The following is an 18,023-nucleotide window of genomic DNA, read 5'->3' on the forward strand; positions in this document are numbered from 1 at the left end:
AATCACAAACGGGAATTGCCCATGCAGCAGCGCGGCGCGGTCCGTAGGGGCCACGCCGCGCTGAAGTTCCGCGATCGGTTAGAGCAGGCCGAGCAGTTGCAGGTCGGTGACGTACTTGACGATCACCGGCGCGCTGACGTGCGGGATGTCGTTGTCCGGACCGACTTTCGCTTCCTGCACGGCGGCGCGGAACCGGTCGGTCGGCGCGAACGCGCCGCGGGCCGGCTCGGCGGGCTGCAGGTTCTTCGGATCGCGCAGCAGCAACAGGAGCATCTGCAGGACCGAGTTCTGGCGCTGCCGTTCCGGCAGGCCGCGCAGGCCGGTCTCGAAGCGCTGCAGCCACTCCCCGAAGTCGCCGACGCGCTCGATCGGGTAGCCGGCCTCGATCAGCCAGTCGACGTATTCGTCGAGCCCGATGCCGTCGTCGTGCGGGTTCATCACGTGATAGGTCTCGAACCCCTCCATCACCTGGGCGCCCAGCTTGGCGATCGCCTCGGCGACGAACTCGACGGGCAGGCCGTCGAAGTGCGCGCTCTGCCGGTTGCCCTCGGCGTCGAGCTGATAGAACGACTTGGGCGCGCAGCCGGTGGCCACGACGCTCAGGATCATCCGGGTGAAGATGTCCGCCACGTTGAGCTGGCCCGCGTAGCTGGTGTCGGCCAGGATCATGTCGGAGCGGAACACCGAGACCGGCAGGCCGCACAGGTCGTGGGCCTCGCGCAGCAGCACCTCGCCCGCCCACTTGCTGTTGCCGTAGCCGTTGGCGTAGCTGCCGTCGACGACGCGGGTGGCGCTGATGACCCGGATGTCGGCGTCCTCGGTGAACGCCGACGGCTCGATCTGGCGCCCCACGTCCGACGTCGACACGTAGGCGTACGGCTTCATCTTCGTGGTGAGCGCCAAGCGGATCAGCTCGGCGGTGCCGCCGACGTTGGGCGTGAACAGCTCGTTGTAGGGCAGCACCCCGTTGACGACGGCCGCGGAGTCCACGATGAGGTCGACGGTGTCGGCCAGCTGCCGCCAGGTCTGGTCGTCCAGGCCCAGGTTGGCCTGGCCCTTGTCGCCGGCGACCACCTGCAGGTGATCTTCGGCCAGTTCCCGGAAGTGCCGCAGCAGCTCGGGGTCGCCGCTGTCGAAGGTCTTCTCCAGCCGGCGCCAGGCGTCCTCGTCGGAGCGGGCCCGCACCAGGCAGATCAGCTTGCCCTCGACCTGTTCCAGCTGCTCGAGCCATTCCAGCACCAGGTATCGACCCAGGAATCCGGTCGCGCCGGTCAGCAGGACCGTCCGGACCTCGGAGCTGGGAGCGCGCAGCGACGGCACGGCCGCCAGCGTCGTCGCGTCGATGAACTTGTCCAGCGTGAGGTCGCGGGCGTACACCTCGGTGGCGTCGGCGCCGTGCACCGCCGCGAAGCCGGGCCCCGCGGCGTTCTCGGTGTCGGCGCCGCTGGCGATCCGCTGACTCAGAGCCCGGATGGACTGCGAGTCGAACAGGGTGCGCACCGACAAAGCGCCGTCCAGGGCGGTGTTGATCTCGGCGATCACCCGCATCGCCGACAGCGAGTCGCCGCCGAGCTCGAAGAAGGAGTCGTCGACCGAGACCCGCTCCATCCCGAGGACCCGGGCGAAGATGCCGGCGATGGTCTCCTCGGTCGGGTTGGACGGGGCGACGTATTCGCCGCCGCGCTTCTGGTACTCCGGCGCGGGCAGGGCGCGCTTGTCGAGCTTGCCGTTGACCGTCAGCGGCAGCGCGTCGAGCACCACCACCGCGGCCGGCACCATGTAGGCCGGCAGCCGGTCGGCCAGCTGGATGCGGATGCCGACCGGGTCGGCGGTGCCGGTGATGTAACCGACCAGCCGCTTGTCGCCGGGACGGTCCTCGCGGGCGATCACCGCCGCCTGCTCGACCCCGTCCAGCCCGGCCAGCGCCGCCTGCACTTCGCCGAGTTCGATGCGATACCCGCGGATCTTGACCTGCTCGTCGGCGCGGCCGAGGTACTCGAGCTGACCGTCGTGGCCCCACCGGACCAGGTCGCCGGTGCGGTACATCCGCGCGCCCGGGCCGCCGAACGGGCAGGCAACGAACCGCGACGCCGTCAGACCGGACCGTCGCGAATATCCCGTCGCCACACCGTGGCCGGCGATGTACAGCTCGCCCACGACACCCTCGGGTGCCGGGCGCAGCCACCGGTCGAGCACGAACAACGCGGCCCGCGGCACCGGTGAACCGATCGGCGCCGACGCTGCCGCGGCCTGCAGCGGCGCGCTCATCGCCGCGTAGACGGTGGCCTCGGTCGGGCCGTAGGCGTTGATCATCACGCGCCCCGGCGCCCACCGGTCGACGACCTCGACCGGGCAGGCCTCGCCGGCCACCACCAGCGCCGTCGAGTCCAGGCCCTCCGGCGAGAGCATGCCCACCGCCGACGGGGTCTGGCTCAGCACGGTGACGCCTTCGGAGACCAGCAGCGCGTGCAACTCATCCGGGGAGGCCGCGACCGATTCGGGCACCACGACCAGGCGGCCACCGTGCAGCAGCGCGCCCCAGATCTCGTGCACCGACACGTCGAAGACCAGGGAGTGCCACTGCGCCCACACCCCCGCCTCCGGCAGGTCGGCGTGCAGGGACTCCACCAGCTGGGTGACGTTGTCGTGGGTGACGGCCACGCCCTTGGGGACGCCGGTGGTGCCCGACGTGTAGATGAGGTAGGCGATGTTGTCCGACGACGGGATCGGCAGCGGGTCGCTGGGCTGGGCGTCCAGCGCCGGGTCGTCGACGTCGATGACCGTCGGGCGGCAGCCCTCCAGCCGCGACCGCAGGCCCGTCGTGGTGACCACGGCGACCGGCTCGGCGTCGCCGAGCAGGAACTCGATCCGGGCGGTCGGCAGCGCCGGGTCGATCGGCAGATACGCCGCGCCCGTCTTGAGGACGGCGAGGATCGAGACGATCGCGTCGGCCGAGCGGGAGAACAGCAGCGCGACCCGCTCGCCCGGGCCCGCGCCCTCCTCGATCAGCAAGTGCGCCAACCGGTTTGCGGCCTCGTCGAGTTCCCGATAGGTCATCGAGCGTCCGTCGAAACTGAGCGCCGCCGCGTCCGGGGTGCGGGCCACCTGCGCGGCGAACAACCCCGGGATCGACGTGCCGGTCGCCGGCTGGCTCAGCACCGACCGGTTGCCCCAGGAGTCGAGCAGCTCGTGCTCGGCCTCGTCGACGACGTCGAGCGCCATCAGCCGTCGGGTGGGGTCGACGGTCATCTCGGAGAGCACGCGCTGGAACCGCTCGGTCATCTTCTCGATGCCGGCGGCGTCGAACACGTCGGTGTCGTATTCGACGCGCAGGCCCAGTTCGCGGCCCGGGAGCGCCATCACCGACAGCGGGTAGTGGTTGTACTCGCGGTTGGTGACATCGGTGATGGCCAACTCGTGGAAGCCCAACGGGACGCTGGTGTCGATCGGGTAGTTCTCGTACAGGAACAGGGTGTCGAACAGGGCGTCGTGGCCGGTCACGCGGTGGATCTCGCTCAGCGCCAGGTGCTCGTGTTCGAGGGTGTCGTTGTGGTGCTGCTGCAGCTGGTCCAGCACGTCGGCGACGGTGGTCTCCGCGTCGATGTTGGCGCGCACCGGGACGGTGTTGATCAGCAGGCCCACCATCGATTCGGCGCCGGCCAGGTCGGCGGGCCGACCGGAGACGGCGGTGCCGAACGCCACGTCGTGGTGGCCGGTGAGCCGCATCAGCAGCTGCGCCCACCCGGCCTGCAGCACGGTGTTGACGGTCGTGTGGCACGAGCGGGCCAGCTCGCCCAGGGCGCGCGTGGTTTCCGCGGAGAGCCGGTAGGACTCCACGGCCCGCCGGCCGAGCCGCATCCGGCCGGCCGGGCCCACCAGGGTGGGGGCGTCGAATCCGTCGAGCACCTCGCGCCACGCCGCCTGCGCGGCGGCGCGGTCCTGGCCGGCCAGCCAGGTCAGGTAGCTGCGGTAGGTCGCGGGCGCGGGCAGCTGGTCGCCGTAGTAGTTGGCCAGGATCTCGCGCAGCAGGATGGGCAGCGACCAGCCGTCCATCACGATGTGGTGGTTGGTGAGCACGAACCGGTACCGGTTGTCCGCGGTGCGGATCAGCGCGGCCCGGAACGCCGGCCGGTTGGCCAGGTCGCTCACCGCGGCGCGCTCGGCGGCGCACAGCTCCTCGACCCGCTGTTCGGGGTCGGGGTCTTCGGGGCCGAGCTGAATGTAGCGCCACGCCATGACCGGGTCGGCCGGGATCACCTGGACGGGTTCGCCGAATTGCGGGCAGAACCGGGCCGCCAGGTTGGGGTGGCGGTTCACCACGGTGTGCACCGCCTCGTGCAGCCGGTGCGAGTCCAGGGCGCCGGTCACGGTGATGCCCAGCTGCACCGCGTAGACGTCGTCGCCCGGGTCTTGGGCGAAGCTGGCGTGGAAGAGCAGGCCCTGCTGCAGCGGGGTCAGCGGCAGGATGTCGGCGACCTGGTGCTGCTTGCTCAGCTCGTCGATCTGCCGCTGGTTCAGGCGCGCCGGCGCGATGTCGGACGGGGTCAGCCCGCCGCCGCCAGCTTGCACGTGGGCGCAGATGCCGGCCAGGGCCTCGAACCACAGCCGGCTGAGCTGGCTGATCTGCTCGCGGTCCATCGCCGAGGCCGCCCACGTCCAGTTGGCGTGCAGGTGCGGGCCCTCTTCGGTGTCCATGGTGCCGGCGTTGAGGTCGACGGTGTGCATGAGCGGCATCGCCACCGCGGCGGCCGCGCCGCTCAGCGACAGGCTGTCGGGGCTCAACCGCCACAACTCGCCGGGCAGGTCGGCGGCCGCGCCGAGCCGTCCCAGGTAGTTGAAGCCGATCACCGGGTCGGACCCACCCAGATCGACGTCGGGGTTCAGGTAGCGCAGCAGGCCGTAGGTCAGCCCGTCGGGCAGGGCGCGCAGCTGCTCCTTGGTGGCCTTGACGGCGGCGCCCAGCGCGTCGTCACCGCCCACCACGCTGGCCCAGTCCAGCCCGTCGATGGTCAGGGCCACCGGGTACTTGGTGGTGAACCACCCCACGGTGCGCGACAGGTCGACGTGCGGTCCCAGCTCTTCCTGGCGCCCGTGACCCTCGACGTCGATGCCGATCGGCGCGCCAGCGGCCTTGGAACCGAGGAATTCCGTCCAGGCCATCCCGAACGCGATCAGCAAAATGTCTTGCACCCCGGCGTGGAACGCCGCGGGCACCTCACCCAGCAGCAGCCGGGTGGTCTCGACGTCCAGCGACACCGACAGCTGCTCGGCCGTCTGGTAGGTGTCCTCCTCCGGACGCACCGCCGGCAGCAGGGCCGGGGTGGACACCACCTCGCGCCAGGCGTCGGCCTGCTCGACGACCGCCGGGCTCTGCGCGTGCTCGGCCAGCAGCGACGACCACCGGGCGAACGAGGTCCCGCCGACCGGCAGGGCCACCGGCTGACCGCTGTGGTGCTGCGCCCAGGCGATGTTGAGGTCCTCGATCAGGGTCCGCCACGACACACCGTCGACGGCCACGTGGTGGATGATCAACGCCAATTGGCTTGTCTCGCTTGCCCATACGGCGCTCACCATCGCGCCGGCACCCGGGTTCAGCCGTGACCGCGCCTCCACGAGCGTGGCGTCGGTCAGGGTGTCGACGGTCTGCAGGCAGTCGCCGGCCTGCACCGTGCCCGGGTCGGGCGCGTGCAACTTCCAGCCGCCCTCGCCGTCGTCTTCGACGCGCAGCCGCAGCATCGGGTGGCGGTCCAGCAGGGCCTGCAGCACGACGACGACCTCGTCGGCGGTGACGCCCGCGGGGGCCGCCAGCACCATGGTCTGGTTGAAGTCGTCGATCGGGCCGTCAACGGTCTGCAGCCAGCGCATGATCGGGGTGGCCACGACGGGGCCGATCCCCTCGTCGACCACGTCCTCCTCGTCGTCGCGGTCGGTGGCCACGCGGGCCAGCCGGGCCACGGTCTGCTCGACGAACACGTCGCGGGGGCGGCACACCACGCCGGCGGCGCGGGCACGGGCCACGACCTGCATGGACAGGATGCTGTCGCCGCCCAGGTCGAAGAACGAGTCGTCCACGCCGACGCGCTCCACACCCAGCACCTGGGCGTAGATGCCGGCCAGGATCTCCTCGGTGTGGTTGGACGGGGCGCGGTACTCACCGGCGCGCTTGTGGTACTCCGGCGCGGGCAGGGCGCGCTTGTCGAGCTTGCCGTTGACCGTCAGCGGCAGCGCCTCGAGCACCACCACGGCGGCGGGGACCATGTAGGCGGGCAACCGCTTGCCGAGCTGGGTGCGCAGCTCGGCCGGGTCGGCGGTGCCGGTGATGTAGCCGACGAGGCGCTTGTCGCCGGGGCGGTCCTCGCGGGCGATGACCGCGGCCTGGTCCACGCCGTCGAGGGCGGCGAGGGCCGACTGGATCTCGCCGAGTTCGATGCGGTAGCCGCGGATCTTGACCTGCTCGTCGGCGCGGCCCAGGTACTGCAGCTGACCGTCGGTGCCCCAGCGCACCAGGTCGCCGGTGCGGTACATCCGCGCGCCCGGGCCGCCGAACGGGCAGGCCACGAACCGCGACGCCGTCAGGCCGGACCGTCGCGCGTACCCGGTGGCCACGCCGCGGCCGGCCACGTACAGCTCACCGACCACGCCCTCGGGCGCGGGCCGCAACCACTTATCCAAGACGAACAGCGCGGCGCCGGGCACCGGCGAGCCGATCGGCGGTGCGCCCGAGTCGCCCGTCAGCGGCGCGCTCATCGCGGCGTAGACGGTGGCCTCGGTCGGGCCGTAGGCGTTGATCATCACGCGTCCGGGCGCCCACCGGTCGACGACCTCGGCGGGGCAGGCCTCGCCGGCCACCACCAGCGCCGTGGACTCCAGGCCCTCGGGCGAGAGCATCCCCACCGCGGACGGGGTCTGGCTCAGCACGTTGACCTTCTCGGCGACAAGTAGGTCGTGCAGGTCGTCGGGCGAGCCCGCGACCGATTCGGGGACCACGACCAGGCGCCCACCGTGCAGCAGCGCACCCCAGATCTCCCACACGGAGACGTCGAACACCAGGGAGTGCCACTGCGACCACACCTGGCCCGCGCCGGACGGCAGCTTGGCGTGCAGGGTCTTCAGGAATTCGGTCACGTTGCGGTGCGTGACCGCGACACCCTTGGGGACGCCGGTGGTCCCCGAGGTGTAGATCATGTAGGCGATGTCGTCGGGCGCCGGTCCGGGCAGCGCGCTGCTGGGCTGGCTGTCGGCGGCGGCCTCGTCGACGTCGATCACGGGCAGGTCGAAGCCGTCCAGCCGGGTGCGCAGGCTGGCGGTGGTGACCGCGGCGATCGGGGTGGCGTCGCCGAGCATGAACTCCATGCGGGCGGCGGGCAGGGCGGGGTCGATCGGCAGGTAGGCCGCCCCGGTCTTCAAGACCGCGAGGATCGAGATGATGGCTTCGGCCGAGCGGGAGAACAGCAGCGCCACGCACTCGCCCGGGGCGGCGCCCTGCTCGGCCAGTAGGTGCGCCAGCCGGTTGGCGGCCTCGTCGAGCTCCAGGTACGTCATCGAGCGACCCTCGAAACTGAGCGCCGCCGCCTGGGGGGCGCGCGCCACCTGGGTCGCGAACATTTCGGGAATGGACGTGGGCGCCTTGACCGGCTTGGTCAATATCGCTCGGTTGCCCCACTCGTCGAGTCGGTCGTGCTCGCCGCCATCCAGTAGATCAATCGACAACAATCGCCGTCCCGCACCGACGGTCATGACTGCTCCTCCAAGTCCACGGTCATGGCTTCCAGCACCCGCTTGAAACGCTCGACCAGCTTCTCGATCCTCGCCTCGCCGAACACGTCGGTATCGAACTCGACGCGGAGGCCAATTTCGTGGCCCGGCACGGCTTGAACCGAAAGCGGGTAATGGTTGTATTCCCGATTCGTGAATCCCCTAATAGTTAACTCGTCCACGGCCGATAGCGCGGCGGTATCGATGGGATAGTTCTCGTACACGAACATTGTGTCGAAAATTTGATCGTGTCCCGTTACACGATGAATTTCGTTCAGCGCCAGGTGCTGGTGGTCCAGGGTCCTGGTGTAGGCCTGTTGTAGCTGGTCAAGTAGGTCGGCGATGGTGGTTTCGGCGCCGATCGTCGCCCGCACCGGCACGGTGTTGATCAGCAGGCCCACCATGGACTCCGAACCGGCCAAATCGGTGGGCCGGCCCGAAACCGCTGTGCCGAAGACCACATCGTGCTGGCCGGTCAGCCACATCAGCAGCTGCGCCCAGGCCGCCTGCAGCACGGTGCTGACGGTGGTGCGGCACGAGCGGGCCAATTCGCCGAGCAGGCGGCTGGTCTCCGCGGACACGTGGAATTCGGCGACGCCGCGCGGACCGAGTCCCATCCGGCCCGACGGGCCCACCAGCGTGGGGGTGTCGAATCCGGCGAGCACCTCGCGCCACGCCGCCTGGGCGGCGGCGCGGTCCTGCTCGGACAGCCAGGTGATGAAGCTGCGGTAGGGCACCGGCGCGGGCAGCCGCACCCCGAAGTAGCTGGCGAAGATCTCCTGCAGCAGGACGGGCTTGGACCAGCCGTCGAGCACGATGTGGTGGTTGGTGAGCACGAACCGGTAGGTGTCGTCCCCGGTGCGGATCAGCGTGCCCCGGAACGGCGGCTTGCCCGCCAGGTCGCAGACGGCGACGCGTTCGGCGGCCGACAGCTCCTCGATCCGGTGGTCTTGGTCGCCGCCGGCGTCCAGCTCGACGTACTGCCAGGCCAGTTCCGGATCGGCCGACAAGACCTGCACCGGCTCGCCGAAGTCCTCGCTGAAGTGGGCCACCACGTTGGGGTGGCGGGTGACGACGGTCTGCACGGCGTCGCGCAGCCGCTCCGGGTCAATGGCGCCGCTGACCGAGATGTCGAGCTGCACGGCGTAGAGGTCCTCGGAGCCTTGGGCGCCCTGCGCCGTGCCGGTGTGGAACAGCAGGCCCTGCTGCAGCGGGGTCAGCGGCAGCACGTCGGCGACGCGGTGCTGCTGCTGCAGTTCGTCGATGTCCCGCTGGGTCAGCCGGGCGGGCGCGATGTCGGACGGGGTCAACCCGCCGCCGCCGTCGCGGACGTGCGCGCAGATGCCGGCCAGCGCGTCGAACCACAACTCGCTGAGCTTGCCGATCTGCTTTTCGTCCAGCGCCGAGCGCGCCCACGTCCAGTTGGCCTGCAGGTGGGGACCGTCCGCGGTGTCCATGGTGCCGGCGTTGAGCTCCACCGTGTGCGGCAGCGGCAAGGCCACCGCCCCGGCCGCACCGGCCAACGCGAAGCTGTCCTCGCTGAGCTGCCACAGGTCGGGCGACAAGTCGGCGGCCCCGCCGCCGAGCCGGCCCAGGTAGTTGAAGCTGATGGCGGGATCCGAATCACCAAGGTCCACATCGGGATTCAGGTAACGCAGCAACCCATAGGTGAGGCCGTCGGGCAGGCCGCGCAGCTGTTCCTTGGCGTCCTTGATCACCGGGCCCAGCGCCGCGTCTCCGCCGATCACCTGGCCCCACGACAGGCCGCCGACGCGCAGCGACACCGGGTACTTGGCGGTGAACCACCCGACCGTGCGCGACAGGTCCACCTGCGGGCCGAGCTCCTCGCTGCGCCCGTGGCCCTCCACGTCGATGGCGATCGGCGCGCCGGTGCCCATGAACTGCGTCCACGCCAGCCCGAACGCGATCAGCAAAATGTCTTGCACCCCAGCGTGAAACGCCGCGGGCACCTCCCCCAGCAACAGGCGGGTCGTCTCGACGTCCAGCGACGCCGACAGCTGCCCGGCCGTCGCGTAGGTGTCCTCGGGCTGCGCGGCCGGCAACACCGCCGGGATCGCGGCCACCCGCCGCCACTCCTCGGCCCGCTCGACCACCTCGGGGCGGCGCGCGTGCTCGTCCAGCAGCGACGACCACCGGGCGAACGACGTCCCGCCGGCCGGCAGGGCCACCGGCTGGCCGCTGTGGTGCTGCGCCCAGGCGATGTTGAGGTCCTCGATCAGGGTCCGCCACGACACACCGTCGACGGCCAGGTGGTGGATGATCAACGCCAATTGGCTTGTCGCGCTTGCCCATACGGCGCTCACCAGGAGGCCGTCGGCCAGGTTCAGCCGCGACCGGGCCTCGACCAGGGCCGCCTCGGACAACTCGTCGACGGTCTCGAGGACGTCGCCGGCCTGCACCGAGCCGGGCTCGGGCACCTCGAACGACCAGCCGCCCACGCCGTCGTCCTCGACGCGCACCCGCAGCATCGCGTGCCGATCCAGCAACGCCTGCAGCACCACCGGCACGTCGTCGGCGGTGACGTCGGCGGGGACCGCCAGCACCATCGTCTGGTTGAACTGTTCGACGGGGCCGTCCATGTTCTGCAGCCAGCGCATGATCGGGGTGGCCACCACCGGCCCGATGCCCTCGTCGACCACGTCGTCCTCGGGGCTGGCGATCGTGGCGACGCGCGCCAGGCGCGCGACCGTCTGCTCGGTGAAGACGTCGCGGGGGCGGCACACCACGCCGGCGGCGCGGGCGCGGGCCACCACCTGCATGGACAGGATGCTGTCGCCGCCCAGGTCGAAGAACGAGTCGTCCACGCCGACGCGCTCCACGCCCAGCACCTGGGCGTAGATGCCGGCCAGGATCTCCTCGATGGCGCTCGCCGGCGCCCGGTAGCGGTCGACGTCGGAGTATTCCGGGGCGGGCAGGGCGCGGGTGTCGAGCTTGCCGTTGACGGTCAACGGCAGCACGTCGAGCACCACCACCGCGGACGGGACCATGTAGCCGGGCAGCCGTTCGCTGAGTTGGGCCCGGGCCTCCGCCGGGTCGGCGGTGCCGGTCACATAGCCGACCAGACGCTTGTCGCCGGGACGGTCCTCGCGGGCGATCACCGCGGCGTGCTCGACGCCGTCGAGCGAGGCGAGGGCGGCCTGGATTTCGCCGAGTTCGATGCGGTAGCCGCGGATCTTGACCTGCTCGTCGGCGCGGCCGATGTACTCGAGCTGCCCGTCGGCGCTCCAGCGGACGAGGTCACCGGTGCGATACATCCTCTGTCCGGGCGCTTCCGCGCCGACGTACGGGCAGGCCACGAATCGGGTGGCCGACAGCCCCGGGCGGCCCACGTAGCCGGTGGCCAATCCCCCACCGGCGACGTACAACTCGCCGACCACCCCGACCGGCACCGGGCGCAGCCACCCATCGAGGACGAAGAAGGCGAGGTTGCCCAGCGGCACCCCGATGGGGCTGACGTTGTTGTCGACGTCGCCGCGAAGGATCTCGCGGAACGACGCGTGCACCGTGGTCTCGGTGATGCCGTACATGTTGATCATCCGCGGCAGGCCGGGATGGTGATGCAGCCACGTCGACAGCCGGCGCGGCTCCAACGCCTCCCCACCGAACACGACCGTCTGCAACTTCAGCTGCTCACCCAGCTCCGGGGCCAACGCGTCGGCACTCTGCAACGCGTAGAACGCCGACGGGGTCTGGCTGAGCACGCTGACCTGCTCGCGAACCAGCAAGGCGTGCAGGTCTTCCGCGGAGCGCACCACCGCGTCGGGCACCATCACGAGGCGCCCGCCGTACAGCAGCGACCCGAAGACCTCCCACACCGAGAAGTCAAACGCCAGCGAGTGACATTGCGTCCACACCTGGCCCAACCCCAGCTGAGCATCCAGTGTCTCCAGCAGCAACGTGACGTTGCGGTGCGGGATCGCCACGCCCTTGGGCGTTCCCGTCGTGCCCGAGGTGTAGATGATGTAGGCGATGTTGTCCGGCGCCGGCACCGGCAGGCCGGTCGTGGGCTGGTCGGCCACTATCGGGTCGTCGATGTCGATGATCTGCCCGGCGAACCCGCCCAACTGCGGCCGCACCTCGGCGGTGGTCACCGCCGCGATCGGCGCGGCGTCACCGAGCACGAATTCGAGGCGCGCCGCGGGCACGCTCGGGTCGATCGGCACGTAGGCGGCCCCGGTCTTGAGGACGGCGAAGATCGCGATCACCGCTTCGGCCGACCGCGGGATCACCACCGCCACCCGCTGGCCAGGGCCCGCGCCCTGCCCAACGAGCAAGTGCGCCAACCGGTTTGCCGACTCTTCGACCTCGCGGTAGGTGAACGTCCGGTCGCCGCAGGTGATCGCGACGGCGTCGGCGGCGCGGGCGACCTGGCCGGCGAACAACGCCGGAATCGACTCCTGCCCGGTGGGCCGCTGGGCCAGGACGGCCCGGTTGCCCCACTCGTCCAGCCGTTCGTGTTCGGCGGGGTCGAGCAGATCGATCGATGAAAGCCGTTGCGCGGGATCGGCGGTCATGGCCGCCATCACCTGGCGCAGCCGCTCGATCAGCGTTTCGATGGCGGCCGCGTCGAAGACCTCGGTGTCGTACTCGACGCGCAGGCTCAGTTCGTGGCCCGGCGTGGCCACGACCGACAGCGGGTAGTGGTTGAATTCGCGGCTGCTGAATTCGGTGACGGCCAGCTCTTGGGCGCCCATCATCGCGCCGGCGTCGATCGGGTAGTTCTCGTAGAGGAACAGGGTGTCGAACAGCTGGTCGTGCCCGGTGACGCGGTGAATCTCGCCCAGCGCCAAGTGTTCATGCTCGAGGGTCTCGGCGTGGGCGCGTTGCAGCTGCTCGAGCAGGTCGACGACGGTGGTCGCGGCGGCGATGTTGGCCCGAACCGGCACGGTGTTGATCAGCAGCCCGACCATGGCGTCGGCGCCGGCCAGCTCGGTGGGCCGGCCCGAGACCGCGGTGCCGAAGGCGACGTCGTGCTGGCCGGTCAGCCACGTCAGCAGCTGCGCCCAGGCGCCCTGCAGCACGGTGCTGATGGTGGTGCGGCTGGAGCGGGCCAGCTCGCCGAGCGCCCGCGTCGTGTCGGCCGAAACCGCATAGGTGGCAACGGCGCGCCGCCCGATCTTGCCGGGCGGGGCCACCAGGGTGGGGGCCTCGAACCCGTCGAGCGCCTCACGCCAGGCCGCTTGGGCGGCGGCGTGGTCCTGGGCGGCCAGCCACATCAGGTAGCTGCGGTACGACGGCGGCGCGGGCAGCCGCTGTCCGTAGTAGCCGGCGAAGACCTCCCGCAGCAGGACCGGCAGCGACCAGCCGTCGATCACGATGTGGTGGATGGTGAACAGCAGCCGATGCCGGTCGTCGGCGATGCGGATCAGCGCGGTCCGGAAGGCGGGTTGGCCCGCCAGGTCGCACACGGCGGTGCGTTCGTCGGCGGCCAACTGCTCGAGCTGTTGGTCCACTGGGTCCGAGCCGCCGTCCAATTCGACGTAGCGCCAAGCCATTACCGGCTCGGCGGGGATGATCTGCACCGGCTCGCCGAATTCATCGAAGAAGCGCGCCACCAGGTTGGGGTGGCGGTTGACGGCGGTCTGCACGGCCTCGCGCAGCCGGTGCTGATCGAGGCTGCCGCTCACGGTGATGCCCAGCTGCACCGCGTAGAGGTCTTCGAGCTCGGCCGCGAAGCTGGTGTGGAACAACAAACCCTGCTGCACGGGGCTCAGCGGCAGCACGTCGGCGATCTGGTGTTGCCGGCACAGCTCGTCGATCTGCTGCTGGTTCAGGCGCGCCGGCGCGATGTCGGACGGGGTCAGCCCGCCGCCGCCGGCACGCACGTGGGCGCAGATGCCGGCCAGGGCCTCAAACCACAACTGGCTCAACCGGTTTACTTGTTCGTCGGTCAGCGCCGAGGTCGCCCACCGCCAGTTGGCGTGCAGCAGCGGGCCGTCCTCGGTGTCCATGGTGCCGGCGTTGAGTTCCACGGTGTGCGCCAAGGGCATCGCCACCGCCGTCGCGACCGCGGCCGACGACAGGCTGTCCTCGCTGACGCGCCACAAGTCCTCGGAGAGGTCGGCCCCCGCGGCCAGCCGGCCCAGGTAGTTGAACCCGATCACGGGGTCCGGCCCCTGCAGGCCGACCTCGGTGTTCAGGTAGCGCAACAGCCCATAGGTCAGGCCGTCGGGCAGGGCGCGCAGCTGCTCCTTGGCGTCCTTGATCACCGCCCCCAGCGCGGCGTCACCCGCGGCCACCTTCGACCAGTTCAACCCGCCGGTGATCGACAGCGCCGCAGGGTATTTGGTGGTGAACCAGCCCACCGTGCGGGACAGATCCACGCGGGAAGCGATCTCTTCGTTGCGCCCGTGCCCTTCGATGTCGATGCCGATCGGCGTCGCGGTCCCCACGGACCCCAGGAACTCGGTGAACGCCAACCCGAACGCGATCAACAGGATGTCCTGCACGCCGGCGTGAAACGCCGCCGGCACCTCCCCCAGCAACAGGCGGGTCGTCTCGACGTCCAGCGACGCCGACAACTGTCCGGCGTTCGCGTAGGTGTCCTCCGGCCCGGCGGCCGGCAGCGCCGGTGGGGTGGCGACCACCTCCTGCCACGCGCCGGCCTGTTCGAGGACGGCCGGGTCCTTCGCGTGCTCGGCCAGCAGCGACGACCACCGGGCGAACGAGGTCCCGGGCGCCTGCAACGCCACCGGTTGGGCGTTGTGATGCTGGACCCAGGCGATGTTGAGGTCCTCGATCAGGGTCCGCCACGACACACCGTCGACGGCCAGGTGGTGGATGATCAACGCCAATTGGCTTGTCGCACTTGCCCATACCGCGCTCACCATGACCCCGTCGGCCACGTTGAGCCGGGAACGGGCCTCGACCAGGTCCGCGTCGGAGAGCGTGTCGACCGTGCGCAGGCAGTCACCGGCCTGCACCGACCCGGCCTCGGGCGCCTCGAGCGACCAGCCGCCGGCGCCGTCGTCCTGCACGCGCAGCCGCAGCATGGGATGGCGATCGAGCAGGGCCTGCAGCACCACCGCCACGTCGTCGGCGCTCACACCCGCGGGCGCCGCCAGCACCATGGTCTGGTTGAACTCGTCGATCGGGCCGTCGATGGTCTGCAGCCACCGCATGATGGGGGTGGCCACCACGGGGCCGATCCCCTCGTCGGCCGCACCGAGGTCGCCGTCGACCGCCACCTCGGACACCCGCGCCAGCCGCGCCACGGTCTGCTCGACGAAGACGTCCCGGGGGCGGCAGATGACGCCGGCCGCCCGCGCGCGGGACACCACCTGCATCGACAGGATGCTGTCGCCGCCCAGGTCGAAGAACGAGTCGTCCACGCCGACGCGCTCCACGCCCAGCACCTGGGCGTAGATGTCGGCCAGGATCTCCTCGATCGCGTCGGCCGGGGCCCGGTATTCGCTCGCGGTGTATTCCGGCGAGGGCAGGGCGCGCTTGTCGAGCTTGCCGTTGCCGGTCAGCGGCAGCGCGTCGAGCACCATCACCGCGGTCGGCACCATGTACGGCGGAAGCTTTTCGGCCAGTTGGGCGCGCAGCGCCGCGGGGTCGGCGGTGCCGGTGACGTAGCCGACGAGGCGCTTGTCGCCGGGGCGGTCCTCGCGGGCGATCACCGCCGCCTGGTCCACGCCGTCGAGCCCGGCCAAGACCGCCTGGATTTCGCCGAGTTCGATGCGGTAGCCGCGAATCTTGACCTGCTCGTCGGCGCGGCCCAGGTACTGCAGCTGCCCGTCGGGACCCCAGCACACCAGGTCCCCGGTGCGGTACATGCGTGCCCCGGGGCCGCCGAAGGGGTTGGCCACGAACCGCGACGCGGTCAGCCCTGGCCGGCGCACGTAGCCGTGCCCGACGCCGCGACCCGCCAGGTACAACTCGCCGACCACACCGGCGGGCACCGGCTGCAGCCACTTGTCGAGCACGAACATCGCCGCCCCGGCTATGGGGGAGCCGATCGGCACCACCGGCGAGCCGGGCGTCAGCGGCGTGCTGATCGACGCGCAGACCGTGGTCTCGGTCGGGCCGTAGGCATCAATCATGACCCGGCCGGGGGCCGCCCACCGGTCGACGACGTCGGTCGGGCAGGCCTCGCCGGCCACCACCAGCGCCGTGGACTCCAGGCCCTCGGCAGGCAGCATCGCGACCGCGGATGGCGTCTGGGTCAGCACGCTGACTTTCTCCGCGACCAGCAGGTCGTGGAAATCCTGCGGGGAGGACGCCACCGATTCGGGCACCACCAGCAGCCGCCGGCCGCGCAGCAGCGCGCCGAAGATCTCCCACACCGAGAAGTCGAAAGACGAGGAATGGCTTTGCGTCCAGACATTTCCGGGCGGCAGGGCGGCGTCGAGCGACTCGGTCAGCCATGTGACGTTCAGATGAGGGATGGCGACGCCTTTGGGGGTCCCCGTCGTTCCGGACGTATAGATGATGTAGGCGACGTTCTCGGGGGCCGGGTTCGGCAGCGCGGTGCTGGGCTGGCTGTCGACGGCGGGGTCGTGCACATCGACGACGAAAACGTCATGCCCCTCCAGCCGCGGGCGCAGTTCCGCCGTGGTGATCACCGCGCTGGGCGCGGCATCGGAGAGCACGAAGTCCATCCGCGACGACGCGTGCGCGGGGTCGATCGGCACGTAGGCCGCCCCGGTCTTGAGCACCGCCAGCATCGAAACGATGGCGTCCGCGCAGCGGGGGAACAGCACCGCCACGCAGTCACCCGGTCCGACGCCGTGGCCGGCGAGCAGGTGCCCCAAGCGGTTCGACGCCTCGTCGAGCTCGGCGTAGGTCAGCGAATGGTCGCCGAATGTCACGGCCGGCGCCTCCGGGGTGCGCTGCACGTGCTCGGCGAACGCGGCCGGAATCGACACCGGGGCCGGTGCGGGCTCGGCCAATGCCGGCCGGTTGCTCCACCGGTCGATGAGTGCGGGCTCGTCGGGGGTCAGCAGCTCGATCGACGACAGCGGCCGCTCGGGGTCGGCGGTCATGGCCGCCAGGATCTGCTGCAGCCGTCCCGCCAGGTCGGCGACGCCGAAGCCGGCGAACGGTTGGCCCGGGCCCGCGGTGCTGAGGAAGAGCTGGTCACCGGCGCCGAGGAAGAACAACCCGAAGTGCCCGACCGGCCCGTGGTTGGTGTACGACGCCGTCGCCGGCGAGCCGGCCAGGTCCAGGGTCAGCCTCATCGGTAGGAAATTGATGCCCACCCGGTTCGGCGCCTGCCGCAGGCCGTCGCCCTCGAGGGTGTGCGCGGGAAAACGTTGATGCTTCAGCAGTTCGCGGATCCGCTTGTCGACGTGCTTGCAGAAGTCGGCAACCGTCGTCTGCGGTTCCGTCGACAGGACCAGCGGCACGACACCGGCCAGCATTGCCGGGAGCGTCTTCGACTCGGGAGTCACCCGCCTGCTGACCGGGAAGTCCAGCGCCACCTCGGAGCCGCTGCCCGACCATCCGCGCACCAACAGCGCGCACGCGGCGGTGGTGACCGAAAACCGGCGGATGGCCAGCTTCTTGGACAACTCCTTGATCCGGTTGACGACCGAGGGGTCCAACTGGACCGACGCGGACGGCGAGTAATGGTCTTGCTCGGTGCCCGCATCGGGCAGCCGGTCGACCGGTCCGCTCTCCGGCGGAAGGTGCTCGCTCCAATAGGCCTTGTCTTCGAGGTAATCCTCGGAAGCCTCGTACTCGGACTCGAGGTCGACCAGGTCCTGCGCCGAACCGAAATAGGCGTCGGGAATTGGCTTTCCCGCCACCATCGCGGAATAAATGGTTGCGACCCGGCGGCAGACCAGGGCCATGCCCAAACCGTCGATCGCAATGTGGTGGCAGCAACCAAACAAATAGAATTCCTCGTGCCCCGTTTGAAAGAGCACGAATTTGAACATCTGGCCGTTCAACGGCATCGGCGTGCGCTGAATGGCGGATGACATCTCGCGGGCTTCCTGCACCGGATCCGCCGCGCCCCTCAGGTCATGGAACTCGAGCTCGACGTGGGGGTAGTCGATCGGCTTCTGGACCACCTGGCCGTCGACCTCGAAGAACGAGACCCGGCCCGATTCGGCCTCGCCGACCGTCTGGGTGAGTGCCTGCTGAAACTGATCGCGATGGACCGGGCCGTCGATTTTGACCAGGAGGCCGAGCTGCCACTGGGTGCCGGCGAAGCCGGCTTCTTGGGATAGCCAGATGTCGAGCTGACCCCGTGTCAGTGGCAGCGTTCGATCATCCCTCGCCATCGACTCCCCCAAGTC

General features: G+C 70.4%; 2 protein-coding genes. Both read right to left on the minus strand.

Annotation, left to right across the window (positions count from 1 at the left end):
- Positions 1 to 78: 78 nt before the first annotated feature.
- Positions 79 to 7,737 carry a non-ribosomal peptide synthetase gene (locus P6281_RS15455; RefSeq protein WP_324738413.1) on the minus strand — a complete coding sequence of 2,553 codons (7,659 nt, stop codon included), beginning with the start codon at positions 7,735 to 7,737 and terminating at the stop codon, positions 79 to 81.
- Entirely contained in the window at positions 7,734 to 18,008 is a 10,275-nt protein-coding gene (locus P6281_RS15460; protein ID WP_324738414.1) for a non-ribosomal peptide synthetase, read from the minus strand. Before P6281_RS15460 ends, P6281_RS15455 begins: the two co-directional genes overlap by 4 nt.
- Between the last annotated feature and the right edge of the window lie 15 nt (positions 18,009 to 18,023).

This window comes from Mycobacterium sp. 5-140-3-2, assembly GCF_035666375.1.
In the GTDB taxonomy this organism is placed as follows: domain Bacteria; phylum Actinomycetota; class Actinomycetes; order Mycobacteriales; family Mycobacteriaceae; genus Mycobacterium; species Mycobacterium intracellulare.

Coding starts and splice junctions, on each gene's coding strand:
- P6281_RS15460 (WP_324738414.1), bottom strand. CDS start 18,008: ATGGCGAGGGATGATCGAACGCTGCCACTGACACGGGGTCAGCTCGAC.
- P6281_RS15455 (WP_324738413.1), bottom strand. CDS start 7,737: ATGACCGTCGGTGCGGGACGGCGATTGTTGTCGATTGATCTACTGGAT.